Origin of the sequence: Seongchinamella sediminis (genome assembly GCF_003457605.1) — a bacterium.
Lineage (GTDB): Bacteria > Pseudomonadota > Gammaproteobacteria > Pseudomonadales > Halieaceae > Halioglobus > Halioglobus sediminis.
Window position 1 is genome coordinate 21710 of the sequence record NZ_QRAN01000005.1, and the last position, 25085, is coordinate 46794.

Sequence of the window (25085 nt, forward strand, 5' to 3'; positions counted from 1 at the left end):
CCCGGCGCAAAACTGCAAACTGCCGTGTTTTACACTAGTTAATTTGAGGCTCAAATAATGAAAAAACAAAACCATTTCCCCGCACTCGCAGTGTTGCCGCTGGCCCTGGCCGTTAGCCAGGCCGCGCAGGCGCAGCCGCAGTTGGAAGAAGTCATTGTCACCGCGGAAAAGCGCAGCCAGAGTATCCAGGACGTGCCCCTGTCCGTGGCCTCCCTGGACGGCAGTAATATCGAGGTCGGTAAGGTCGAGGGCCTGAACGACATCGCCTACCGCACCCCGGGTTTGACCTTTAATCAGTTCAACGTGGGCGAACCCCGCATTTATATCCGCGGCATCGGCAACAGCTCCGACTCGGCAGCCTCCGACCCGGCGGTCGGGGTATTCCTCGACGAGGTCTATATAGGCCGCACCGGCGGCATCGGCTTCGACCTGTTCGACCTCGAGCGGATAGAAATCCTGCGCGGGCCCCAGGGCACGCTGTACGGCAAGAACACCAACGGTGGCGCCGTCAATATCGTCACCAGCCGCCCTTCGCAGGAGAGCGAAATGCGGGTGCGCGGCTCGATAGGCAGCGACGGTCTCCTGCACCTGCAGGGACTGGCAAGCGGCGGGCTGGGTGACAACACGGCGGGCAAGCTGGTGTTCTCCTGGCGCGAGCGCGACGGTTTTGGCAAGAACGTGATCACCGCCGACGAGATTGCCAGCATGGGTGATTTTTCCCAGAGCCCCCTGATCCGCAAGAGCATCGGCGCCGCCAACAGCGGCGATGACATGGGCGATGTGGAGAGCTGGAGCGTGCGCGGCCAGGTTTTGTTTGATATCGGCGACAGCGCGGAATTGCTGCTGGGCGCTGACTATGCCGATACCGAGACCAACGGCAGCTGCCGTCACATTCAAAACCTGGACAATGCCATTGCCGGCCTGGGCCCCTTCTGGGAAGGGGCGATGTCCGACCGCTACAAGTCCGATGAGCGCAACTGTGCGTCACAGTTCGATACCACCCAGGAGCGGGAGAGCGGCGGCCTGATGGCGCGTTTCGAATACGATATGAGCTTCGCCACCCTGACCTCTATCACCGCCTGGCGTTTCAGCGATTACAACATCCTGGATGACCTCACCGGCTTGCCGCTGATCGACCTGGATGCACCCTCACCCCCGGGGGTTCCCCTGCCTCCAGGCTCATTCACCGGCCCGGAAAACGTCATCGATGCCTCCGATGAGGAAGCGTCCCAGTGGTCGCAGGAATTCCGCCTGGCCGGCAGCACCGAGCGCTTCAACTGGTTGCTGGGTGCGTTCTATATGAAAGAAGACGTGGAGCGCGACGAAGAGTTCTATACCCAGTACAGCACCCTGCTGCAGGGGCTCGGCCTGGCGGGCACAGGTGATGTGCTGTTCACCCAGGACAACACCACGGAGAGTGTCGCGGTCTATGGCCAGGCCGACTGGCATATCAGCGAGCAGTTTACCCTGACCTATGGCGTGCGCTGGGCGGAAGATGAAAAAGACATTACCCAGAATGCCATCGATCTGCTGGACACCACGCCCTCCGGCGTACCGTTGATCCTGCCCGAGTTTCCGGCGCCGGTCTCGGCCAGCGACTCCTGGTCCAAGGTTACCCAGAAGCTGTCGCTGGCATGGCACCCCTGGGATGGCATGATGCTCTACGCCACCTACTCGGAAGGCTACAAGAGTGGTGCCTTCCAGTCGCAGACCAACCTGCCCTCTACCGCGGCGCAGCCGGTAGAACCTGAGTTCGTCAAAAACCGGGAAGTGGGCATGAAGTCGACCTGGTGGGACAAGCGCATGCAGTTCAACCTGTCCTACTTCGATATGGACTACGAAGACCTGCAGGTATTTGAACTCAACAGCCTGTTCCTGCTGACCCTGCTCAATGCCCAGGCGACCTCGGAGGGGGTAGAGGCCTCTTTCGATATCCTGCCCACGGAAAACCTGAGCATCAGTGCCAGCTATAACTGGAACGACGCCAGTTACGACGAGTTCATCAACTCCAATGGAGTCGACCTGTCCGGCAATTATCTCGCCTTTGCCCCGGAGCAGGCCTATACCATCAGCGGTAATTACCGCTGGCCGATGCAAGGCGGTTCGACCCTGGACTTCGGTGTCACCTACAGCTGGAAGGACGATTACTTCCTCGGGCCGCAGAACCGCGACGTGGAGAAGCAGCAGGCGGAAGGCCTGCTCGATGCCAGCATCAGTTGGGCCAGTGAAGACGCCAGCCTGACGGTGGATGTGTGGGGCAAGAACCTGACCGATGAACTGGTGTTGTCCAACCAGATTGTCGACCCCACCGGCGTGACCTCGGAGTTCTACAAGGCGCCCCGTACCTACGGCGTGACATTGACCAAGAACTTCTGAGGATGCTGCCCACCATGAGTCCCCTGTCGCCCGGCATGAACAAGCTGCCGGCCTTGACCGCACCAGCCACCAGCTTGAGCCGGGTGGTGGTATGACTGAACTGACGACGCGCGCCAGCTCCATTAACCGGGCGCTGGATCAGATAGGGGACAAGTGGTGCCTGTTGATACTGCAGGAGGTGTTCTGGGGGATTAACTCCTTCGGCGGCCTTCTGCAGGAAACGGGGATTTCCCGCGGCGTGCTGTCCAACCGCCTCAAGTGGTTGCAGGACCATGACTGCCTGCGGCGGCGGGGCGGCGCGCGCCATCCCAGCTATCACCTGACGCGCAAGTCGGTAGACCTCTACCACAATGCCTTGATGGCCGTTGTCTGGGAGGACCGTTACTTCGACACACCGGAAATCCAGGCCGTGCAGCTGCTGCACCGGAACTGCGGCAAATCCTTCGTACCGTTGATGGCCTGTAGCGCCTGTCGTGAGCCGGTGGATGGCCGCGAGGTCGGTTACCGCCCCGGACCCGGTGCCCGCCGCGACGTTCGCGACAAGAAAGTACGCCGGCGTTCCTCGGTGTCGGTGGACGATGTGCCCAGCAAGCGCCAGGTGTACCGCAACCTGGTGGACCTGGTGGGCGACCGCTGGACCGCCAACGTGATCGCGCTGGCCTTTCACGAGCTGCATCGCTTTGACGAGTTCCATCGCGAGTTGCCGGTGGCGACCAATATTCTTGCCGATCGCATGCGCTTCCTGGTTGCCCAGGGTATTTTTGAGACGCGCCCCTACCAGCAGCGCCCGCTGCGGCATGAATATCACCTGACCGACAAGGGCTGGGACCTGTTTCCCTGGTTCCTGACCCTGTTGCAGTGGGGAGATCGCTGGTGCGACCCCACCGGCGCCGGGCCGCCCATGGATTTAACCCACAAACCCTGCGAGCAAGCGCTGCAGGGACTGGTGTTATGCGATCAGTGTGGCGAGGAAATACGCCCCAATGATGTGGATTTCACCATCCGCAGTCTGGGCCAGCTGTCATCGACAGGCTCCTGATCCGCCGACAGGGCCGAATGCTTGCATAAAAAGACCATGCTGTGGCATGGTGTTGTTCCCGCGATTCAATGGATCACAGCCCGATGAATGACTGGTTCTGCAAACACCGCCCCCTCCTCGATAAAGCCCTCGATGCCTGCGCCAAACGCTATTCCTGGAGCGGTTGGCCGGAAAGCCCCAGCACCCGGATTCACGGCGAGGACAAGCCCGCCGCCGGTCGCGCCGGGTTCGAGGCCATGCTGGACAAGCGCTTTGCCCTGTCCCAGCCCGGCGTCAACGCCTGGGTTGGCGAGGAGGTGTCGCCCTACACCGGGCAGGCGCTGGGGGTGCGCTATGAGCAGCTCGATCCCGCGGCGCTGTTTCCCGCCATAGCGGCCGGCCGGCCGGCGTGGAGCGCGGCCAGCCCCGAGCAGCGGGTCGGTGTGTGCCTGGAAATCCTGCAGCGTTGCGGCGAACAGTTGTTTGCCAATGCCCACGCCACCATGCACACCTCCGGGCAGTCCTACGTGATGGCCTTTGCCGGCAGCGGCGCCAATGCCCTGGACCGGGGCCTGGAAGCCCTGGCCTATGCCCACAAGGCGATGGCCGATGTACCGGCCACCGCGCGCTGGGAGCGCAGCTTTGGCGGCGATGGCGCGGCCTGCCTCGACAAGCGCTACCGCCTGGTACCGCGGGGAGTTTCCGTGGTCATTTGCTGCGCTACCTTCCCCCTGTGGAATACCTACCCGGCCCTGTGCGCCTCGCTGGCAACGGGTAACCCGGTCATCCTGAAACCGCATCCGGCGGCAACCCTGCCGGTGGCGATGGTGGCGCGGGTCTGTCGGGAAGTACTGGCGGAGGCGGGTTTCGACCCGAACCTGGTGACCATGGCGGCTGACACCCGGGACAATCCGGTCGCCCTGCAACTGGTGGAGCATCCGGATACCGCGATTATCGATTTCACCGGCAGTCCCCGTTTTGGCAGCTACCTGGAACAGAACTGCCCCGGCAAGCAGGTGTACACCGAAACCGCCGGCTGCAATTCGGTGATACTGGAGTCGACCGATGACCTGGCGGCTACTGCCCGGGCGATCGCCCAGTCCCTGTGCCAGGCCTCGGCGCAAATGTGTACCAGTGTGCAGAACATTCACCTGCCCGCTGAGGGCGTGCTGGTGGCGGGTGAGCGGGTGCCGCTGGCGACCGTGCAGACTGCGATTTGCGAGGCGGTGGATGGCTGGCTGGCGGAGCCCCGGCGGGCGGCCACGCTTTGCGGCACCCTGTTTGATCCCTCCGTCACCGAGAACGTGAACCGCTACCGGCAACTGGCGGGCGACCGTATCCTCAGGGACTCCGGTCCGCTGTACTATGAGGAGTTTCCCGCTGCGCGTACCGCTTCGCCGCTGGTGATTGCGGCCACGGCGGAGGATCGTGAACTCTACCGCAAAGAAGTGTTTGGCCCGGTTTCCTTCGTCATCGCCAACGACTCGGCCGACCAGTGCCTGGCCGATGCCACCGCCAACGCCAGGGACTGCGGCGCCATTACCTCCCACGTTTACTCCACCGACGAGGCCTTTATCGACAGGGCGGTAGAGGCCTACCATGCCGCCGGTGCCTCGGTGGCGGTCAACCTGCATGGCATGCCGATCAACTTCGCCGCCGCCTATTCCGACTATCACGTCACCGGCCTCAACCCGGCCGGCAATGCCTGCCTGGCTGACCTGGCCTTCGTGAGCGCGCGCTTCCGTATCCTGCAGAGCAAGTTTATGCGCAGCTGATGGAGGCGGCTGCGCGGTCAGTCCTTACCCGGCCAGGAATCCATGGCGGGCATGCCCCGGTAAGCCTCCAGCAAACCCAGCTTCTCTACCAGCGGCTCCCAGCGGGCGTCTTTGTGCAGGCCGCGCAGCGTTTCCGTTGATAACAGTTCGTCCGTGAGTCCGGGGTCGCGCGTTTTCACCGAGGCATCCAGCCACTCGAATGCGGCATCAGCTTCCCCGGCGGCGGCAAAGATCTCGGCGATCTGGAACGCGCCGCCTTCGCCATTCGCCGCAATGAAAGTGGCCAGTTTGGCCTCGCATTCTTCGCTGCGGCGGTGGTTGTAGGCAATCAACAGCCAGTTGAAGTCGGTCCAGAACGGGGTGTCGACTTTGGCCTGCTGCTGCAGGGCCTCGTCCACCTGGCCGCGTGCCGCCTGTATCCGGCACAGAAAGCTGAAAGCGTTGTGGTGATTGGGGTTGAGGGCCATCAATTCCTTGAAAGCCACCTCTGATTCATTCAGCCGGCCCAGGTAGTAGAGCGCGCGGGCCCGGTCACTGCGCGCATCCTGCTCAAGGGGATCGAGGGCAATGGCCCGGTCACAGAACGCGATCGACTCCGCCAGGCGACCCTCGCTGCGCGCCAGGCGCGCTGCAGCCACGTATACATCGCTGCAGTTGGGCGCGAGCGTCCTGGCTCTTTCCAGATCCCGATGCGCCCCCGGCCAGTCCCACTCGTAATAGCTCTTCAACTGACTGCGACTGATCCAGCCGACGGCGTGATTTGAATCCAGCTCCAGCGCGCGCTCAAGCGCCCTGCGGCTGGCGGCAACGCCTTCCTCCCAGCCGGACTGGGCCGAACCGCCGCGCAGCGCGTACACCGAGGACAGCAGTGCCCACGCGGGCGCGTAGTCAGGATCGATGTCCACTGCGCGCTCCAGGTAGTGCACGGCCTCGTCGAGCGAGTCAGGAGTGCGCTGGCGCTTGCAGTGCAGCGCCTGCAGGTAGAGGTTATAGGCCTCGGAACTGGTCTCCCGGGCTACCGGGGTTTCGTCCAGCAGCTGTGGCTTGAGGGACTCCACCACCGCCCTGGCGATTTCATCCTGGATCGTAAAAATATTCGCCATCGGGCGATTGTAGTTTTCCGACCACAGGTGATAGCCGTCCTGCGCCTTTATCAGCTGGACGGTAATGCGCAGCTGGTCACCGGCTTTGCGCACGCTGCCCTCAAGTACATGCCTGACACGCAGCTTGTCCGCGATGTCGCGAATATCCTCCTGCTTGCCCTTGAAGGAAAAGGCAGATGTGCGTGAGGCCACGTGCAGCCCCGGCACCTTGGCCAGCAGGTTGAGCAACTCCTCGGTCAGGCCGTCGGAAAAATATTCCTGGTCATGGTCCGGCGACATATCGGCGAAGGGCAGGACCGCGATCGACGGGCCGGGAGACTCTACCGGCAGTCCGGCGGCAATAGCGGTGAGCTGGGGCAGCGGTGGTTCCTCGTCGGCGCTGTCGCGCTGCACGCCCTCGGGGGTCAGTTCGAATGCCCAGGCCAGCACGACGGCAATGGGGAAGCCCAGGATGAGCACAATGACCAGCGCCTGCAGAATCCAGTGCGGTGCGGTGAAATTCTCCAGCAGGAATTCCGCGGCCTGGGCCACAACCCAGGCTGTTACCACATAAGTCGCGGCCACCCTGAAAACGTGGCGACGCTTGAGCTCAGTGAAAAAGGATGCCATAGAGTATTCCATCCGTTGCTGGGCTGACTATAGCACTACCTGGGGCAAAATGACCTGCTTGCGACGGTCGGTGGCAGCGGATGGCGGCATCGCTTACCGGTCGTGGCGCTGACCGGGCAGGTGTCCCCAGCCCAGCACCGGGGTAATCCAGTAGCGGACCGGATTGGCCGTGCAGCTGCTTTGCAGCGCGTCCAGTAATTCAGCTTCCTGCGCCTGGGTATGCATTACCTCCAGTCGATACATGCGGCGGTGTCCGGCAACCTGTTCGCGCAGGTCGTACTGGCTGTGCTCGCGGCTGTAGCCCTCGATAACCTGCATACCAAAACCGCTGATCTGGGGCATCTCTATCAGGGCGTCGACCACATCATCGCGAAGATTTTCGGGAATTACAGCAACCAGAATTTGAATATTCAACCGTTCCTCCTTTGCAGCCACAGATAGACTACCGGCAGGGCATATAGCGTGGTCAGGGTGGAAGTGAGTAACCCTCCGGTGACAACAATAGCCAGCGGGCGCTGCGTCTCCGCCCCGGGTCCACTGGCGAAAATCAGCGGCAACAGGCCAAACATGGCGGTGGTCGCCGTCATCAGAACCGGTCTCAGGCGCTTGACCGCGCCGCCGCATACGCGGTCCATGTGGTCGGGAATCACCGAACGCGATTGCTCGAAGTGACTCACCATGACTACACCATTGAGCACTGCCACACCGAGCAGGGCAATGAAACCGACAGACGCGGGCACCGACAGGTACTCGCCGCTGGCGAACAGGGCGCCGATGCCGCCCATCATGGCAAAGGGAACGTTGGCCAGGATCAGCCCGGCAAGCGGCATGGAACGAAATGTACCGAACAGGATAACCAGGATCAGCAACAGCGCGGCAGGAACCACCAGTAACAGGTTACGTGTGGCCCGCGCCTGGTTCTCGAACTCGCCACCGAACTCAATAGCGTATCCCGTGGGCAGTTTGATCTTCTCATCAATGCGCGTCTGCAGTTCCTCCACCAGACCGACAATATCGCGCCCGGTAACGTTGCTGGTTATCACGCCAAAGCGATTACCTCTTTCCCGTTCGATCAGCAGCGGGCCCTCCCGGAAGCTGATATCGGCGATAGCGCCCAGCGGGGCAACCGCGCCATCGGGCAGGCTGATGGGTTGCTGTTTCAGCGCGGCGATGCTGCTCGCCGGATCCACGGGTGTCCCGCGGTTGGCAATCAGCAGCGGAAACCGGCGTTTGCCCTCAATGATTTCCGAGGTCACCGTGCCCTCCAGCTGGGCTCGCACCTGGCGGCCGAGATTGGCGACAGTCATACCGTGGTGAGTCGCGAACTGCTGTTTAAGGCGAATATTGAGAAACTGTCCTCCCTCGATAACCGCCGCCTGGATATCGATTGCGCCGGGGGTGTCCTGGAGTACGTTCTGCACCTTGCCGGTTAGTTCAGCCAGCGTGCTCATGTCATTGCCGAAAATCTTTATGGCCAGGTCACCGCTGGAGCCCGTGAGCATTTCTGACACGCGCATCTGGATAGGTTGGGTAAAGCCAAAGTTGATGCCGGGGAATTGTTCCAGTACCGCGCGCATGCGTGAGATGAGTTCCTCCTTGGAGCTGACCTGCCAGTCGGCGCTGTGGTGCAATTCCATGAAGATATCGGTTTCGTTCAGTCCCATTGGATCCAGTCCCAATTCGTCCGAGCCGGTACGGGCGACGATTTGACGAATCTCGGGGATGCTCTGCAGCAGTGCTGTTTCGATCTGCCGGTCCAGGGCGACGGATGCCCCCAGGGAAATGCTGGGCGACTTTTCCAGCTGCACAATGATGTCCCCTTCATCCAGGGTTGGCATGAAGGTCTTGCCAGTAAAGGCGAACAGGCTGGCGCTGGCGAGCAACATCAGCACCAGGCTGCCAAGCAGCGGTGCGGGGCGATCCAGTACCACCTGCAATGAATTGTGGTAGGCGCCCTGCAGATAGCGGACAAAGCGCGGTGTTTTGTCGCTGCCGGCAGCCAGGAGCACCGAGGCCAGCACCGGAATTACTGTCAGGGACAGGGCGAGGGCGGAGAGCATGGCGAACACGATGGTGAGCGCCACCGGGGTAAACAGCTTGCCTTCCAGGCCGGTCATGGTCAGCAGGGGAGAGAACACGATAATGACAATCAGCGTGCCGGAAACAACCGGCGGGGCTACGTCCTTCGCGGCGCGGTAGATCAGGTGCAGGCGCGGCAGGCCCGGCTTGTCCGCCAGCCGTGTGGCGACATTCTCCACCACCACCACCGATGCATCCACCAGCATGCCAATGGCGATCACCAGGCCACCCAGGCTCATCAGGTTGGCGGAGAGACCAAAACCGGACATCCACAGGAAGGTGGCCAGTGCTGATAATGGCAGCGCCAGGGACACCACCAGGGATGCGCGCAGGTCCCCCAGGAACAGGGTGAGCAGGGCGATTACCAGTACTACCGCCTGCAGCAATGCGATGGTAATGGTGCCCACCGCGGTGGCTATCAGCACGGAGCGATCATAGAACACATTCAGTTCTGTTCCGGGAGGCAGGGTCGGCTCGAGTTCTGCCAGCTTTGCTTTTACGCCCGCGACGACCTGCGCGGTATTGCTGTCCTTGAGGGCAATGACCAGTGCCTCAGCCGTCTCCTTGCTGTTGCGGGTCACGGCGCCATAGCGGGCGAGATGGCCAATTCCTACCTCGGCCACGTCCGCCAGGCGATAATCGATGCCGTCTCGGGAAGCCACCACCAGCGCGCCAATGGATTCGATCGAGTCGAGGCGGCCCTCCGTGCGCACGATCAAGGTGTCGTTGCCCTCGACGATGCGGCCTGCTCCGCTGTTCAGGTTGTTGGCCTGCAGCAGGGCCTCCAGCTCGACGACCCCGATCCCTATAGCCGCCATTTGTCCCGGACGCGGTGTGATCTGGAAGGTTCGGGCATAGCCGCCCAGCACGTTGACATCAGCCACCCCGGGTACCGCGCGCAGCGCCGGGCGCACCTCCCAGTCCAGTAACTCGCGGCGCTGCATCAGGCTGAGAGCCGGGTTCTCCAGGGTAAACATGAGCATCTCGCTCAGCGGTGTGCTCATCGGTGCGATGCCCCCGTCCAGCTCCGCCGGCAGGCTGTCCCACAGATTGGCCAGGCGCTCACTGACCTGCTGCCGGGCCCAGTAAATGTCCGTGCCGTCGACAAAGTCCAGGGTGATGTCGGTAATGGCATACTTGGTGGTGGAACGCAGCATTTGCTGGTTGGGAATGCCCAGCAGCTCGGTCTCGATAGGCCGGGTGACCTGCTGTTCGATCTCTTCGGGCGTCATGCCGGGCGCCTTGAGGATGATTTTTACCTGGGTGGGGGAGATATCGGGGAAGGCGTCGATCGGGATCTTGAGCCAGGCGCGGGCACCCAGAATAACCAGTAGCACCGCCAGCAAAATAACAAAAACCCGCTGGGTGAGAGAAAACCGAATAATCGCGTCGAGCACTATTCGCCCCCCAGTCCCAGCAGTATACCCTGGACGGCACTCACCGACGTGATCAGAATTTCATTTCCGGCGAGCGCGCTCTCGCTCTGCACATAGTACCCTGCCGGTGTGCTGCCCAGCACCTCCACTGGCACCAGTTGCAGCTGCTCATCCCTGCGCAGCAGGACTGCGGCCCTGTCGTTCCAGTGCAGCAGGGCCTGGCGCGGAATGTCGTAGCCCTCGATGGCGTAGTAGGGCGTAACCATAAGCTGCTCGCCGGGCAGCAGCTCACAGTCTGCTTCCAGGGGAGCGCTCCAGGCCCACAGGAAAAATCCGTCGGCGATTTTGCTGATGCTCTCCACGGGCAATTCGCAGGCGCCGTGATGCAGCCGGGCCAGGCCGTGGCGGCCAGCGATGGGTACCGCTACCCGCAGCCGCAGGGATTGCGGTGGAAGAATCAACGCCAGTTCATCACCCTGGGCGATACCGGGCTGGCCCTGTGTGTATTGAAGGCGTCCAGCGGCGGGCGCTACCAGCGAAATTGGCGCGTGATCCTCTCCTTGCGGGCGCAACAGGGCGCGGAAGTGGCCCAGGTGTTCATACTCCAGTTGCAGGGCGTAGTAGCTGTCGCTGATCTCGATCCAGCGGGCCTCGTCGATCGCCTGGGTGCGATACAGTTTCTGGTTCCTGTCGAATCGTTGGCGGGCCCGTTCGTAGCGCTCGGCCACTACCTCGTATTCGGTCAGGAAGTGGTGGATCTCCGGGCCGGACATCTCGGCAATTAATTGCCCTGGGGTCACTTTTTCGCCAGGGGCGACCAGGTAGTTAATTCGCTGGATGCGGGCGAGCGTTACCAGGCTGATCGCTTCGCCCGGACGAAAGGTCACCTCGGCCGCGAGGGGAAGCCCGGCGAACCCATCACCGGCACTGACCTGTTCGTAGGACAGCTCCAGCGCGCCGAGACTTGCCGTGGCTACGCTCTGGGCCAGCGTCGGTAAGGTCCAGGCCAGCAGCGCCAGTAAAAGAGTGACTCTCATAGTGGTATCCCCGCCGCCTGGCGGCTCATGGCCAGGTTCTGGCCGATATAAAGTCGGTTGATGGCGGCCGCGGACTGGCGCTCGAGACTGTCGATCAGCCGCGAGATCCAGACCTCGCGGCCAAGTTCATTCTGTGATCCAAGGGCTTCTGCCTGTGTCTCGAGTTCGCCGCTGATGCTGGCGGCCTCCTCCAGAAGTGCCTGGCGGTCCCGCAGATGCGCGGCATCCAGCTGCAAGCGCTGCCAGCGTTGCTCGAGCGCAGTTTGTAACTGGTCACGTTCCCGGCCGTAGTTGCGTGCGGCCTCGCGCCAGTCGCTGCGGCTGGCCTCATCAGCCCAGTCGAGGAAACCCAGGGGAATCTCGATCGCAAGCCCATACTGGGTCTCGTCCGAGGACGCGACTTCTATTTTCTTGGCGCCCAGGCGCAGGTTCCAGGGGGTCGAGCGTTCGGAACTGGCGGCGATCAGGGCCTGTTGCTGCTGCCAGCCGATATCCAGCAGGCGCAGCATTGGATGCCCGTGCCAGGCGGCAGAGGGGTCCGGGGCCTGTTCTTCCAGGTCCGCTGGCAGGCTGGCGAGACCGGTCAGCTGACGGAATTGTTGCAGCCAACGGCGTAACTCAGCACGTTGGTCGGCGATCTGTAACTGCGCGTCCACCAGTTCCTGGCGCAACAGCAGCAAGCCGTAGCGATTGGTGGAACGTGCCTCGAGCAGAGCTTCCTCACGCTGGTGAAGTTGTTGCAGCAGCTGATTGCGCTGTTCTGCCTGTGCCAGCCTGACTTCCGCGATACGGGCAGACCAGGCGGCCTCCCGTACCAGGCCGGAGAAAAAGAGTCGGCGTTGTTCGGCATCAGCAGCAGAGAGCTTCTCGTCCAGGCTGCGCAGTATCGCATCCTGCTCCCGCAGGTAGGGTGACTTCAGCGGCAGGTTCAGGCCCAGCTCGGTCTCGTCGCTGCCCAGGCGCTCCTCACTGTGCAGGTAGCTGATTTCCAGGGAGGGCAGCGCGGCCAGCCAGGCTGAAGAGGAGAATGGCGCCGGCGTGGCTTCCACGCTGTTGCGCTCCAGTGCAGCCCACACGGCATCAGTGAGACCCAGTTCGCTGGCGGACGTGCTGGCCTGGCCGCTCAGGGGCACAAGCGAGCAGAGTAGCAGCGCCAGCACCTGGCACGGTGTTCGGTACATTACGGGGAATACTTTGTTGCTGAACTGTTGCCACTGTAGTTTTTCCGCACCCGTACTACAACGGGCAAATGTTCCCAACAGGCCTGTGGTACACTTGCCCGATAGACTGTAACTAGCTGTTTATAAAAGAAAATGAAGGATATTCTGATTGTTGTTGTGCTGGGGGTGATCATGATCCTGAACTCCCTGGATGTGGCCACCGATATCACCCTGGGTGTCCCCCCCTGGCATATCATCGAGGAGTCAATGATTGTCATTGCCTCGGGAGTCACGTTCTTCTACCTGCTGGTGGAGATGCGGCGGCGCAGCAGGGAACTGGGTTCACTCGCCGCGGACCTTGCGCGCGCCGACCGGCAGGTGCAGGACCTGACTGGCGAGATGCACCGGGCGCGCAGTCACTACGCGACCGTAATCCAGCAGCAGTATAGTGATTGGGGGCTGACCAGGAGTGAACAACAGGTGGCCATGCTGCTGCTCAAGGGGCTCAGCTTCAAAGAGATTGCGGTGTTGCGCGACACCCGGGAGAAGACCGTTCGCCAGCAGGCATCGGCCATCTATGCCAAGTCCGGGCTGGAAGGGCGCCACGCGTTTTCCGCCTGGTTCCTGGAGGACTTCCTGGCCGAGTAATATTATTGGCATTGTGTGCTCCCTTGATCTGGTGCAATTGTGTTGTCGCGGGCGCATCGGATAGTCTGTGAGCACGACTGAATCCCGGGAGCAGGGTATGTACAAGGCATGGTATGGATTGCCGGCGGATGCCGTCATGGAAGAGCTTGGCACCGGCCCGCAGGGCCTGGCGCAAGAGCTGGCCAGTGAGCGCCTGGAAGCGTATGGCGCCAATGAAATAGCGTTCAGGAAAACGCCTGCCTGGTTGCGCTTCCTGCGCCAGTTCAATGATCCCATGGTGATTATCCTGCTGGCCACTGCCCTGGTCACGGGGGTGTTGACCGCCCTCGGCAGCCACATGTTGCCGGATACCATCGTGATCAGCAGCGTTGTGCTGCTCAACGCGGTTCTCGGTTTCGTCCAGGAAGGCAAGGCCGAGGGCGCCCTGGATGCGCTGCGCAACATGATGGTCCAGGAGGCGCTGGTAGTGCGCGCCGGCGACCAGCGGCGTATCCCGGCCCGTGACCTGGTGCCCGGGGATCTGGTGGTGCTGGAGGGCGGCGACAAGATTCCAGCGGATGTGCGCTTCTCCGAAGTGGCCAATATCCACGTGGATGAATCCTCTCTCACTGGAGAATCGGTGCCGGTACAGAAGAAGGTCGACGCCCTTACCGGGGAAGACCTGGTTCCCGGTGACCAGACCAACATGGGCTTCTCCGGCACCTACCTCACCCAGGGAACGGCCCGCGCTATTGTGGTGGAAACCGGCAGCAACACCGTGTTCGGCCGCATCGCCGACATGGTGAAAGCGGCTGACAGCGGGATGACCCCCCTGCAGCGCAAAATGCAGGAGTTTGTCCATACCCTGATTATCGCCATCCTGGTGGTAGGGGCCGGCAATTTCGCCTTTGGCGTATACCTGGGCTACGACACAGCCTACAGTTTCCTGGGCGCGGTATCGCTGGTCGTGGCGGCCATCCCGGAGATGCTGCCGGCCCTGGTCACCTCCATTCTTGCGCTCTCGGGAGTGGTGATGGCGGGGCGCAAGGCGCTGATCCGCAAATTACCCGCCGCGGAGACGCTGGGGGCGACCTCGGTGATCTGCTCGGATAAAACCGGCACCCTGACCGAGAACCGCATGACCGTGAGCCGGGTCTGCGCCGGGGGTGAAACCTACCGGGTCAGCGGTACCGGCTACGATATCGAAGGCCAGTTCCTCGTCGAGGAACAGCCCGTTCCGCCGCAGGAGCGTCCGGCGCTGATGCGGCTGCTCGAATGCGGCTTTTATTGCAACAACGCCCATCTCAGTGGCCAGGGGGGTACCGGGGATCCCACGGAACTGGCCCTGCGGATCTCCGGGGCCAAGGCGGAACTGGTGGTTGACGGCCTGCGGCGGCTGGAAGAGATTCCCTTCGACTCTTCTGCCAAGTACATGGCGGTGCTGGTGGAGAGCGATGGTGTCCAGCGCGTGCTGGTGAAGGGAGCGCCCGAGGTAGTCATCGGCATGTGCAGTAGCAGTCTCGCGGTTGACGGCAGTCGCGAACCGATTGATGCGGCTCGGGCCCTGGCGACGGCAAAACAGTTCGCGGGGGATGCCCTGCGCACCCTGGGGTTTGCCAGCAAGGAGCTGCCGGCGGGCCAGCGCGACCTGCGGCATGAGGACCTCACCGGTCTGTCTTTCCTGGGTTTGCAGGGCATGATCGACCCGCCCAGGCGTTCGGCCATAGAGGCGGTGGCCGACTGCAAGGGCGCCGGAATTCGCACAGTCATGATTACCGGTGATCACCCGGATACCGCCCAGGCGGTGGCGAAGCAACTGGGTATTGATGCCCGGCAGGTACTCACCGGCGCCGAGCTCAGTCATCTCGGCGAGAGCGAGTTACACGAGGCGGCGGCAACGGTGTCCGTGTTCGCCCGGGTGGCGCCGGAACACAAGAAGGCCATTGCCGAGGCGCTGCAGGCCCAGGGCCTGGTGGTGGCCATGACTGGCGATGGGGTCAATGACGCACCGGCCCTGAAAGCCGCCGATATCGGCATTGCGATGGGCATCAGCGGGACCGAGGTGGCCAAGGAATCCGCGGACATGGTGCTGGCGGACGATAACTTCGCCACCATAGTGGCGGCAGTGGAGGAGGGTCGTCACGCCTGGAACAACCTGCAGAAGGCGATTCTCTATACCCTGCCCACCAATGCCGCCCAGGCCCTGTTAATCATGGGCGCGATACTGGCGGCTGCATTCATACCCCTGTTCGGCCAGCGTTTCGTGCTGGAGCCGGTGCAGATATTGTGGATCAACCTGCTTGACTCAGTGCTGTTGACCATGCCGCTGATGATGGAGGCCAAGGAAAAGGGCCTGTTGCAGGTGCCGCCGCGGGAACCGAAGGCGCATATCATCAACGGCCTGTTTTTACAGCGGGTGCTGCTGATGGGGCTGGCGATCTCTGTCCCCGGCTTCCTGGTTTACTATCACTTTGGCCAGGCCGCGATCGGTGCCGACGGCGCGGTCAATGAACTGCTGCTTACCCAGGCCCAGACCGCGGCTTTCTGGGCAATTCTGCTGGCCCACTTTGGCTACGTGATCTCCGCTCGCTCGGTGTACGCCTCCGCGTTTACCTTCAATCCCTTTTCCAACCGCTGGCTGTTGGCAGGTATTGCGCTGAGTGTGGCGATTCGCTTTATTCCCACCCTGGTGCCCTCGGCGGCAGCCCTGTTCCGTACCGCGCCATTCCCGGCAGAATGGTGGCCCCTGATCCTGCTGTGTTTCCTGCCCAGCTTTGTCGCCATCGAGATCGACAAGCTTTGCCGCCGGTGGTTTGGCAAGACCAGGGTGGGCTGGTCGGAACACCTCGGGGGTTCTGTCCGGGAGACCTGACCTGGTCAGCCGCGCTCCAGCACTTTCACCGTACAGCGCAGGGCGCCACCGTACATGGCGCTGGTGGTCAAACCCTGCACTGGGAAGGGAGTGAAGCCCGCGTCACGCCATGCGGCCTGGGCGGCATCGTCAAACGCGGGCCAGCCATATTCAGGCAGGTACACTCGCGATTCGCCGGCCCGGGACTCCAGCAGCACGTTGTTGTAGGTCAGCATGGGGTAGCTGGCGACAGATCCCTCGTTTTCCGATCCGTTTAGCGGGCGTAACTCCGGGCCGCCGAAGTAAAAGGGAATTCGTAACATCTCGTAGCCCAGACTTGCCAGTGCCGAGGCAATACCGTCGAGGACCGGCGCGATGTCGCGGTTGTGGGCCAGCAACTCCCGGGTCATCCCCTCCAGGTCAGGCGGCTCGATAGTATCGCCGTTGACCTGCTTTATGTGGGTGATCTCAGGGTGGCCGAAAAAAAACTCGCGGCAGTGATCCTCAAATGCCCTGACGCTGTCGGGGTCATCGGCCAGGGCGGCTTCGGCTATTTTCAGCCCCAGCCTGGCATCGGCCAGCGCTATCCGGCTATTCCCCAGCGGGGTGATCATCATGTCGATGTGCGCCACGGGCTGCGGGAATGGCCCTATCACCAGCGCCGGTTTCCCCAACTCGTCCTGGAAGGCGAGGCCGATATCGTTGTCCGGGACCCCGCGCTCAAGCGCGTTGAAGCGAATCGTATTGGCACCGATCAGGATGTGCTTTTCGTCAGAGACGATATTACCGCCCTCGAAGTGCAGGCTGGAACCGAGGATATCAAAGCCGTTTTGTTCGGCGAAATAGCGCGCCATGCTGGCGTCGCCGGCGCGCTCAAAACTCTTTGACATCAGCAGGGTGGCGGGCTGGTTGGGATCATCGGACCTCAGGACAAGAAAAGGATCCTGGGGCCATATGGTGATCGGGTTGTCTGCCGGCAGTTCGACAAAGTTAACCCTGTTGCCGCCCTCTGCATCAACCACGGTGAACGCGGCCCGGTCGTTCACCAGGATGTCGATGGCAATGGAAGAGGGCAGGGCGTTGACCAGACTGCTCACCGTCCCGGCATTGCGCAGCGCGGCACGGCGAGCGCTGTTAATGCTCATGGCGACGGACCTGATCTCGCCGCCGGTGTCTGGCAGCAGTACTTTTCTCGGAGTATCGGCCTGGGCTAAATGGAGCAGCCCTGGCAGCAGGAGCGCCGCCAGGGTACGGGATGCAGTCGACAAAGTGTGCTTACTTGCCGCAGTTGCTGGAACCGGCCTGTTCCATAATCATGTCTTTTTCCACATCGCTAATGAGCCCCGCCTTGAGGAAATTGTTTGACGCATGGGCCACGCAGCGCACGTAGGCGCCATGATTCTTCCAGTAGTTGGCGCAGGGGCAGTTGTCCGTGATAGAACAACCGGTCTCATCGACCACGGCGCCCCCCAATGTTTCGGGGCATTGATCAAGATTGCCGGCAACGCCATCACCATCTGCGTCGGAGTCGCAGGCATCACCGGCGCCATCACCATCCTTGTCTTCCTGGCCAGGGTTGTAAGTTAGGGGGCAGTTATCCAACTCGTCATCGACGCCATCGTTGTCATCGTCCGGGTCGCAGGCATTGCCTAAGCCGTCTCCGTCAGTATCCGCCTGGTCGGGATTGGCGTGATTGCGACAGTTGTCATCGCGATTGAAAATCCCGTCGTTGTCATCGTCGGAATTGAGGCCAACGGTATAGCGGCTGTTGCGGTCCATCACCGCCCACACATAGGCGCTGTTGTCGTCCTGTACGAAAGTGCCGTAGTGCCCGACTATGCCGTCGGGTGCCATACGTGGCATAAAGCGGGCTTCAACGCGGCGGCCGTCAGCGCGCCCCGCCACCCGGGCGGCGCGCAGCCAGCGCCCCTGGTCCTCGACATAACGCAGAATGCGGGCGTCAGACAGCCTGGCGGCCCGGGCCCTGGCCAGCGCTCTGTCTTCCGTCCGGACTACCCCCTGGCGCAGGTAGCGCGCGCCAAGCGCCCGGACATAGCGGGAATCCTCGCGGGGTTCAGCGAGAACGCGAAGAAGCAGCGGATCAACATTCATGCGGTAGGTCGTAACCAGGTTTTCCCTGCCGGCGGGAGCGTCGAGGGCGGCCACTTCCAGCAGCAGGGTGCCGTCGAAGATCATAAAGCCGGGCTGGACCAGTTCGCCGCCCTGCAGGCCAAGGTCCGCTTCGAAGGCGGAGACGATATTCAGCAGGTTCTGATCGGGGTTGCTGATGCTGAATCCTGTGTTGGCGGTGCCCAGGTCCGCATAGTCAAAGGCATAATCCTCTCCATAGACAGTGACTTCCACATCGGGGGTGACGGAAATATCTTGTAGTGATATCTGGAAAACGGCTGTAAACGAGTCCCCGGGATTGGTGTTCTGCTGGGGAACTTTCAGCGTGATCGAATCAGCGGTATGCACTGTTTCGATGAGTTGGGCAAAACTGGATTCAACCAGCGTCACCGCGGTAATCCCGTCGCCGCCGATGTCCAGCCCGGTGAACATGTAGTTGATGGGATCCAGCGTAATATTGACGTTTTGCGAGGTGTTTGTGTAGCTGAAAATCAGCTGGTTTGCACTGAAGTCCGCCACAATCGTGACATTCGTCAGCTGGTTCACAAACTCTGGCCGGGAGAAATCGACGATGGCGGTGCTGGTCGGCCAGGCGTAGTTCGCGTCATTGGTGGCGGCGAATATTTCATCCCCCTCCCACTGTGCCCGGGCGACCTGGCTGGCGAGTATTGTAGCGGCCAGGAACCCCAGGGTTTTCATTATGCGCGCTTTCATATCGACCTCGCGGGGTGGCGTTGCAATCCCTGATGAAAGTAGACTACAAAACCAGGCTTGGCTAATTTTTAGCCATCGCTAGGCATCGCGGGCCAAAGGTCGCCGGGACAAAACTGCTATCGCCGCAAGCGCCAACCCGGCAAACCCGCTCAGCACCAGGGCGAGGGGAAACACATCCCCCAGCCCGCCCATGAGCAGGGCGCCCGCTGCCGGGGCGCCCATGGCGATCATGGTCCACAGGCTGAGCACCCGGCCGCGAAAGGGCTCATCCACCAGCAACTGCGCCAGGGCCTGGTTGCTGGTGCCGGCAATGGTGGTGATCAGGCTGATGCCGGCGATAATGGCGGCGACCGCCGGCACATTGTCAAACCAGCCCAGTATGGCCGCCAGCAGGGCCCCCAGTGCGAGGCTGCTGTTCATCAGTTTGAACAGCCTCGGTTCACTGCCGCCCTGGCGGCTGACTACCAGGCCGCCGAGGATGGAACCGGCGCCGGCGCAGGCGGTCAGGGTGGCCAGGGTCGCTGAATCGCCAGCGAGCAGCAGGCCCGATACCGCGGGCAACAACTCGATGATAGTCCTGCCCAGCAGCGCGTTGACCAGGGTAAACGCCAGTACCAGGCGGATGGGGCCGTGGCCGCGGGTGTAGTCGAGGCCATCGGCCAGTTCCCGGAAAAAGCCGGCGCCTTCGGCGCTGCCGCGCTCGCCGACCCGGCCGGGTATAAATGCCAGGAAGGGCAGGCTGCCCAGCATAAGCGCCGCACCGCTGATGTAGGCAGCGGCGGGCGAGGCGGCATGCAGCAGCCAGGCTCCCAGGGCCGGGCCGAGAATGCGTGAAGTATTGAACACAATGGCGGAATAGCCAATGGCGCTGGGCAGGGACTCCCTCGGTACCAGCAGCGGCACCAGGGCCAGGCGGATCGGCGTATGGGCGGAGGTGGCGACCCCCAGTGCCAGGGCAATGGTCAACAGCACCGGCAGGCGGAATAGCCCGGCGTACACCGCGGCACCGGCAGCGCAGGCCAGCGCCGCATGCGCGCCTATCGTGAGCAGCAGCCCGTTGCGCGGGTTGATGCGGTCGGAAACAATCCCGAACAAGGGCGACAGCAGCAGTGCCGGCGCCAGCATCAAACCGGCGGTCGCGCCCACCCAGGTGGCTGAGTGGGTCAGTTCCCAGGCGCTCCAGCCCAGCAGGAAGCGCAGAATCCAGCTGCCCAGGGTGGAAAATATGGCGGCGGGAAAGTAGTGCCGGTAGGCGGGGGACCTGAAGGCCGAGATATGTGTGGTGGGCATGCTCATACCCTAGCGGAAAGCGGGGCTCGCGCGCTACTCGGCGGATAGGCGATCGGCGCTGTAGATCAGGAGATTTCGGCGATATTGCCCGGCGCCGACTCGGCCCCCAGCTCCTTCAGTGCCCGCCGCAGCTCGTACTGTTCGCTGACATCGTGCAGTTTTACCACCAGCACCACCTCGTCGCTGTGCCGCGGGCGGGTACGGGAACTGGCCCCTGCCGGCCGCCAGGACAGCATACCCATGACCGTAATCACCACCGCGGCGCCGATGGGGATGGCCAGCAGGGCCCCGGCCAGTTCCCGGGAGATCACCCCGTTGCTGTACAGCAGGTGCATGAGCACAATGCCGGCGGCGATGCAGGCGAAGGCGATCAGGGTGCGGATCAGCTGGCGTTTCTGCAGGGTGCGGCCACTGGCGTTGAAGGTGAAGCGATTGCGGTGGGTGGTGGCTTCGTTCCGTTCCAGGCTGACGAAGCTGATCTGGGAGGATTCCAGCCCGTAGCGCAGGCAGAGGGCGGTTGCGGCGCGGCGGGCACTGCCGCCATCGGGGAAGATGGCCTCAACCCGGGAGGGAAAATCCTCGTCCAGTAGCGTGCTGTGTTGCATGGATTATCCCTGCCTGTTCAATAGCCCTGCCTGTAGTGAGACTACTCCGAAATCAACGCAGAGTGAAGCTGCGGCCAGCACAGATGTCTGCCGGCCGGGCGATGGGCGCCAACGCTTTCGCCCCCGGGGGCTTTGTGGCACCATCAGCCCGGTATGAGCATCAACTAATGCGAGAGCACGCCTCCATGCAGCTATGGCCCCCCCGGCCTCCGCGTTTTCGCGGGGCTGGCCGCTAAATGCGCGATTATTTCCTTCGGCGATTATTGCTGGTTGTACCCACCTTGCTGGGCATCACCATCATCGTCTTTGCCGTTACCCGGCTGGTGCCGGGCGGTCCGCTGGAGCGGGCCATCATGGAGGCCCAGCAACTGGATGCGGCCTCAGGCATGTCCAGCCAGGCGGCGGGGCAGGGCATGGCGATATCCGGGGCTCAGTTGCAGAAGCTCAGGGAATACTACGGCTTCGACAAGCCCCTGCTGGCCAGCTACTTCGACTGGCTAGGCAAAGTGCTGCGCGGCGACCTGGGCACCTCGTACCGCTACAACGAACCGGTGTGGGATGTGATCAGCGACCGTTTCCCGATCTCGCTTTATTACGGCTTGACCACGCTGGTGCTTACCTACCTGGTGTGTATACCCCTGGGGGTAGTCAAGGCCATCAAGCACCGCACGGTGATCGATAACGCTACCTCGGTGCTCATTTTCATCGGCTACGCCATCCCCGGTTATGTGCTGGGCTCACTGCTGCTGTTGTATTTCTCGGTGCGCCTGGACTGGTTTCCCATGGGCGGCTTTGTCAGTTACAAATTCGAGGATATGAGCTTCGGGGAAAAAGCGGCGGACCTGCTGAGTCACTCGGTGCTGCCGCTGATCTGTTACATGGTCGGCTCCTTCGCGGTGGTGACCATGCTGCTCAAGAATCACCTGATGGATAACCTGGCGGCAGACTATATTCGCACCGCCATCGCCAAGGGGGTGTCATTTCGCCAGGCGGTCACCCGCCACGCCATGCGCAATTCGCTGATTCCCATCGCCACCACTTTTGGCCAGAACATCACCCTGCTGGTGTCCGGCTCTTTCCTCATCGAGACGATTTTTGATATCGACGGTTTCGGCCTGCTGGCGCTGACCGCCATTGTTGACCGGGACTATCCGGTGGTGATGGGCGTGGTTTTCCTCAGTTCCCTGTTGTTGCTGATCGGCAACATCCTTTCTGACCTGCTGGTGGCGCTGGTCGATCCGCGCATCCGCTTCCAGTAGGGCCGCCGGCACACCATGTTCAAGTTCAATCCCCAGACCCTGAAGAAACTGCGCCGCTTCCGCGAGATCAAGCGCGGCTACTACAGTTTCCTGATGCTGGCGGTGATGCTGGTGGTGCTGGCTTGCGGCGAGTTGCTGGTGAACAGCCGGGCCATTGTGGTCAAGTACGAGGGCCAGTGGTACTTCCCCACCTACACGGCGTTTCATCCCGGCACCGATTTCGGCTTTGACTACAGCTATGAGGTGAACTACCGCGACCTGCGCGACCGTTTTGTCGCGGAGGGCGGCGACAACTGGCTGCTGATGCCGCCGGTACCCTACAACGCCTTTGAAAACAACGGTCACGGCGGCGTGTTCCGACCCACGCCGCCATCGGCCGAGAACCAGCACTACCTCGGCACCGACACCACCAGCAGGGATATCCTGGCGCGGCTGTTCTACGGCACCCGTATCGCGCTGGTATTTGCCCTGGCCTTTACCGTCTGGGTCTACCTTATCGGTATTTCGGTGGGCTGCGCCATGGGCTATTTCGGCGGCGTGTTTGACCTGTTCTTCCAGCGCGTTATCGAAATCTGGTCCAACATACCGTTCCTGTACATGGTCATCATTGTGTTCTCGGTGATTCCCTCGACCCTGTCGATTCCGGCGCGCATCGGCATTCTGCTGGCGGTGATGGTGTTGTTCTCCTGGACCGGCATGACCTATAACATGCGCACCGAGACCTACAAGGAGAAGGCGCGCGACTATGTCGCCGCCGCGCGCATTATCGGCGCCTCCGACACCCGCATCGTGTTCCGCCATATCCTGCCCAATGTGCTGGCGACGCTGGTGACCTTCATGCCCTTTGTGGTGGTCTCGGCCATCGGCGCCATTACCGCCCTCGACTTCCTGGGCTTTGGCCTGCCGCCGCCCACTCCCAGCCTGGGGGAGCTGCTCAAGCAGGGCACTGCCAACCTGCGTACCGCACCCTGGATTGTATCGGCGGCCTTTGTCACCCTGGTGTTCCTGCTCACCCTGATCACCTTTATCGGCGAGGCAGTGCGTGAGTCATTCGACCCGAAAAAATTTACTGTGTATCGCTGAGGATGTACTGCTTATGACAGCTGCAATATTCCATCGACTGCGGACCACCTGCCTCGGCGCTCTCTGTGCCGGCCTGCTGGTGGCCTGCGGTGGCCCGGACGAGGCGGCGCCGGCACAAAGCGCGGCCCCGATCGACAATACCGAGGAGGTGCAGGCCTACTACGCCGCCAACCCGGATTTCTTCGGCTTCAAGACCCCGGCCGATTTGCCAGCAGGACTGGTGTGGGAGGATGGCTCGGCACTGTCGGAAATGGGCTCGCCAGCGGCGAAGAAAGGCGGTACCGAGTACCGGGCGCTGCAGGACTTTCCGCGAACCCTGCGTACCATCGGGCCGGACTCCAATGGTGGTTTCAGAGCCATGTTGCAGGACGATGTGGCGGTGCCGCTGGGTTTCCGTCACCGGGAGTACTTTGACTACATTCCCGGTCTCGCGACTGCCTGGGCCCGAAGCGAAGACGGCAAAACCTTCTATATCAAGCTGGACCCGAAAGCGACCTTCTCGGACGGTGAGCCGGTGACCGTGGATGATTTCCTGTTTATGTTCTGGTTTTACCGCTCGCCCTATGTGACCGCGCCCTGGTACAACAACTTCTACAGTACCATGTACACCAATATCACCCGCTACGATGATCACACCATGTCGATCAGTATCCCGGCGTCCAAGCCGGACGGCGAGGCGCGAGTGTTGAGCCTGATACCCATCGCCCAGCATTTCTACAAGGAAGTGGGCGAGGACTTTGTCGATCGCTACCAGTGGCGTTTTGCCCCCACCACCGGTGCTTATGTGATTGAGGATGGCGACATCAAAAAAGGGCGTTCGATCACCATGACCCGGATTCCAGACTGGTGGGCCGGGGACAAGAAGCACTGGCGCTACCGTTTCAACGCCGACAAGATTCGCTTTACCGTGATCCGCGATACCGAGAAAATCTTCGAGGCCTTCCGCCGCGGTGACCTGGACCAGTCCGGGCTCAACCTGGCCGAACACTGGTACGAGAAGCTGCCCGACGACGCGCCGGAAGTGGCTGCCGGCTACATCAAGAAAGCGGTGTTTTACAACCAGCGTCCGCGGCCGACCTATGGCCTGTGGATCAACACCGCCCGGCCGCTGCTGGACAACCGGGACATCCGCCTGGGCATCAACCACGCTTCCAACTGGCAACTGGTGATCGACAAGTTCTTCCGCGGCGATTACGCCCGTATGCGCACCGAGCACGACGGCTTCGGTGAATTTACCCATCCGACCCTGCAGGCGAGGGAATTCGATATCGACAAGGCCCAGGCCCATTTTTCCGCGGCCGGTTTCAGCGAACGGGGGCCCGACGGTATTCTGGTGAACGCTGCCGGCCAGCGTTTGTCGTTCACGCTTTCTTCAGGTTACCAGTCCCTCAAGGACATCCTTACGATTCTCAAGGAGGAAGCGGCAAAAGCCGGGCTTGAGTTCCGTATTGAAGTGCTGGACGGCACCGCGAGCTGGAAGAAAGTACAGGAGAAACAGCACGACATTCACTTCTCCGCCTTTGGCGTATTCCTGGAAATGTACCCCCGCTTCTGGGAGCATTACCATTCTGACAATGCCTACGACCAGGCCTTCCTCGAGGACGGCAGCGTCAACCCGGACCGTAAAATCAAAACCCAGACCAATAATCTGGAGAGCTTCGCCGACCCCGAGATGGACGTGATGATAGAGCGCTACCGGGCCTCTGACGACAAGGAGGAAATGATTGCGCTGGCCCACAGCATGTCGGAGTTGCACCACGAGCACGGCTCCTTCGTGCCCGGCTTTTTCCAGGGATTCTACCGGGTCGGCTACTGGCGCTGGGTGCAGTACCCGGAACAATTCAGTTACAAACACACCCAGGGAGCAAGCGAGTTGTTTGTGCACTGGATTGACGAGGATATCAGGCAGGAAACCCTGCAAGCCCGTAAATCCGGCAAGACTTTCGAGCCTTCCATCGAGATCTACGACCGCTGGAAGGAGCAATAGGCCCAG

At 61.8% G+C, this 25085-nt stretch carries 17 protein-coding genes; 8 read left to right on the plus strand and 9 right to left on the minus strand.

Annotated elements, in window-relative coordinates; genetic code table 11:
* Positions 1–57 precede the first annotated feature (57 nt).
* From DWB85_RS06000 to paaN, 3 genes are all read left to right on the plus strand, one after another.
* On the plus strand, positions 58–2376 hold the full coding sequence (locus DWB85_RS06000; protein ID WP_117953309.1) for a TonB-dependent receptor: 2319 nt from the start codon (positions 58–60) through the stop codon (positions 2374–2376).
* A gap of 91 nt (positions 2377–2467) precedes the next feature.
* The gene (locus tag DWB85_RS06005) at positions 2468–3415 is read left to right on the plus strand and encodes a winged helix-turn-helix transcriptional regulator (RefSeq protein ID WP_117953310.1); all 948 of its coding nucleotides are present in this window, start codon (positions 2468–2470) and stop codon (positions 3413–3415) included.
* 83 nt (positions 3416–3498) lie between these two features.
* Complete coding sequence (gene paaN, locus DWB85_RS06010) at positions 3499–5169, plus strand: phenylacetic acid degradation protein PaaN (RefSeq protein ID WP_117953311.1); 1671 nt, start codon at positions 3499–3501, stop codon at positions 5167–5169.
* Between the two features lie 17 nt (positions 5170–5186).
* Here the strand turns inward: paaN and DWB85_RS06015 are convergent, their stop codons facing one another.
* The 5 genes from DWB85_RS06015 to DWB85_RS06035 form a co-directional block, all read right to left on the minus strand.
* On the minus strand, positions 5187–6881 hold the full coding sequence (locus tag DWB85_RS06015; RefSeq protein ID WP_162846030.1) for a tetratricopeptide repeat protein: 1695 nt from the start codon (positions 6879–6881) through the stop codon (positions 5187–5189).
* A 93-nt stretch (positions 6882–6974) separates the two neighbouring features.
* Entirely contained in the window at positions 6975–7295 is a 321-nt protein-coding gene (locus DWB85_RS19510; RefSeq protein ID WP_162846031.1) for a DUF3240 family protein, read from the minus strand.
* Positions 7292–10357 (minus strand): efflux RND transporter permease subunit, encoded by a 3066-nt coding sequence (locus tag DWB85_RS06025; protein ID WP_117953314.1) that lies wholly within the window; start codon positions 10355–10357, stop codon positions 7292–7294. The genes DWB85_RS19510 and DWB85_RS06025 overlap by 4 nt, the downstream gene beginning before the upstream one ends.
* Positions 10357–11373: an efflux RND transporter periplasmic adaptor subunit gene (locus DWB85_RS06030; protein ID WP_117953315.1), complete on the minus strand. Its 1017-nt coding sequence runs from the start codon at positions 11371–11373 to the stop codon at positions 10357–10359. Before DWB85_RS06030 ends, DWB85_RS06025 begins: the two co-directional genes overlap by 1 nt.
* Positions 11370–12554: a coiled-coil domain-containing protein gene (locus tag DWB85_RS06035; RefSeq protein ID WP_117953316.1), complete on the minus strand. Its 1185-nt coding sequence runs from the start codon at positions 12552–12554 to the stop codon at positions 11370–11372. Before DWB85_RS06035 ends, DWB85_RS06030 begins: the two co-directional genes overlap by 4 nt.
* 132 nt (positions 12555–12686) lie before the next feature.
* Here DWB85_RS06035 and DWB85_RS06040 point away from each other — a divergent pair, with 132 nt between their 5' ends.
* Positions 12687–13181, plus strand: coding sequence for a helix-turn-helix transcriptional regulator (locus tag DWB85_RS06040; protein WP_117953317.1), 495 nt, complete (start codon positions 12687–12689; stop codon positions 13179–13181).
* Between the two features lie 67 nt (positions 13182–13248).
* On the plus strand, positions 13249–16032 hold the full coding sequence (locus DWB85_RS06045) for a cation-translocating P-type ATPase (protein ID WP_275399809.1): 2784 nt from the start codon (positions 13249–13251) through the stop codon (positions 16030–16032).
* 5 nt (positions 16033–16037) lie between these two features.
* Here the strand turns inward: DWB85_RS06045 and DWB85_RS06050 are convergent, their stop codons facing one another.
* The 4 genes from DWB85_RS06050 to DWB85_RS06065 form a co-directional block, all read right to left on the minus strand.
* Positions 16038–17156, minus strand: coding sequence for a hypothetical protein (locus DWB85_RS06050; protein WP_133300571.1), 1119 nt, complete (start codon positions 17154–17156; stop codon positions 16038–16040).
* 130 nt (positions 17157–17286) lie between these two features.
* Entirely contained in the window at positions 17287–18855 is a 1569-nt protein-coding gene (locus DWB85_RS06055) for a thrombospondin type 3 repeat-containing protein (protein ID WP_117953320.1), read from the minus strand.
* 78 nt (positions 18856–18933) lie between these two features.
* Complete coding sequence (locus DWB85_RS06060) at positions 18934–20145, minus strand: MFS transporter (RefSeq protein ID WP_239017232.1); 1212 nt, start codon at positions 20143–20145, stop codon at positions 18934–18936.
* Positions 20146–20210: 65 nt separating this feature from the next.
* The gene (locus DWB85_RS06065; protein ID WP_117953322.1) at positions 20211–20750 is read right to left on the minus strand and encodes a hypothetical protein; all 540 of its coding nucleotides are present in this window, start codon (positions 20748–20750) and stop codon (positions 20211–20213) included.
* A 236-nt stretch (positions 20751–20986) separates the two neighbouring features.
* On the opposite strand from DWB85_RS06065, the gene DWB85_RS06070 reads away from it, so the two are divergent.
* Genes DWB85_RS06070 through DWB85_RS06080 form a run of 3 tightly spaced genes read left to right on the plus strand, consistent with a single transcriptional unit; the run spans position 20987 to position 25079 of the window.
* On the plus strand, positions 20987–22009 hold the full coding sequence (locus DWB85_RS06070; RefSeq protein ID WP_117953323.1) for an ABC transporter permease: 1023 nt from the start codon (positions 20987–20989) through the stop codon (positions 22007–22009).
* 15 nt (positions 22010–22024) lie between these two features.
* Positions 22025–23092: an ABC transporter permease gene (locus DWB85_RS06075; RefSeq protein ID WP_117953324.1), complete on the plus strand. Its 1068-nt coding sequence runs from the start codon at positions 22025–22027 to the stop codon at positions 23090–23092.
* A 13-nt stretch (positions 23093–23105) separates the two neighbouring features.
* Positions 23106–25079, plus strand: coding sequence for an extracellular solute-binding protein (locus DWB85_RS06080; protein WP_117953325.1), 1974 nt, complete (start codon positions 23106–23108; stop codon positions 25077–25079).
* Positions 25080–25085: the final 6 nt, after the last annotated feature.

What these genes read in the sequence shown, in the direction of transcription:
- DWB85_RS06000 (WP_117953309.1), top strand. Translation starts at nt 58, where the DNA reads ATGAAAAAACAAAACCATTTCCCCGCACTCGCAGTGTTGCCGCTGGCC.
- DWB85_RS06005 (WP_117953310.1), top strand. Translation starts at nt 2,468, where the DNA reads ATGACTGAACTGACGACGCGCGCCAGCTCCATTAACCGGGCGCTGGAT.
- paaN (WP_117953311.1), top strand. Translation starts at nt 3,499, where the DNA reads ATGAATGACTGGTTCTGCAAACACCGCCCCCTCCTCGATAAAGCCCTC.
- DWB85_RS06015 (WP_162846030.1), bottom strand. Translation starts at nt 6,881, where the DNA reads ATGGCATCCTTTTTCACTGAGCTCAAGCGTCGCCACGTTTTCAGGGTG.
- DWB85_RS06030 (WP_117953315.1), bottom strand. Translation starts at nt 11,373, where the DNA reads ATGAGAGTCACTCTTTTACTGGCGCTGCTGGCCTGGACCTTACCGACG.
- DWB85_RS06035 (WP_117953316.1), bottom strand. Translation starts at nt 12,554, where the DNA reads ATGTACCGAACACCGTGCCAGGTGCTGGCGCTGCTACTCTGCTCGCTT.
- DWB85_RS06040 (WP_117953317.1), top strand. Translation starts at nt 12,687, where the DNA reads ATGAAGGATATTCTGATTGTTGTTGTGCTGGGGGTGATCATGATCCTG.
- DWB85_RS06050 (WP_133300571.1), bottom strand. Translation starts at nt 17,156, where the DNA reads ATGAGCATTAACAGCGCTCGCCGTGCCGCGCTGCGCAATGCCGGGACG.
- DWB85_RS06055 (WP_117953320.1), bottom strand. Translation starts at nt 18,855, where the DNA reads ATGAAAGCGCGCATAATGAAAACCCTGGGGTTCCTGGCCGCTACAATA.
- DWB85_RS06060 (WP_239017232.1), bottom strand. Translation starts at nt 20,145, where the DNA reads ATGCCCACCACACATATCTCGGCCTTCAGGTCCCCCGCCTACCGGCAC.
- DWB85_RS06065 (WP_117953322.1), bottom strand. Translation starts at nt 20,750, where the DNA reads ATGCAACACAGCACGCTACTGGACGAGGATTTTCCCTCCCGGGTTGAG.
- DWB85_RS06070 (WP_117953323.1), top strand. Translation starts at nt 20,987, where the DNA reads ATGCGCGATTATTTCCTTCGGCGATTATTGCTGGTTGTACCCACCTTG.
- DWB85_RS06075 (WP_117953324.1), top strand. Translation starts at nt 22,025, where the DNA reads ATGTTCAAGTTCAATCCCCAGACCCTGAAGAAACTGCGCCGCTTCCGC.
- DWB85_RS06080 (WP_117953325.1), top strand. Translation starts at nt 23,106, where the DNA reads ATGACAGCTGCAATATTCCATCGACTGCGGACCACCTGCCTCGGCGCT.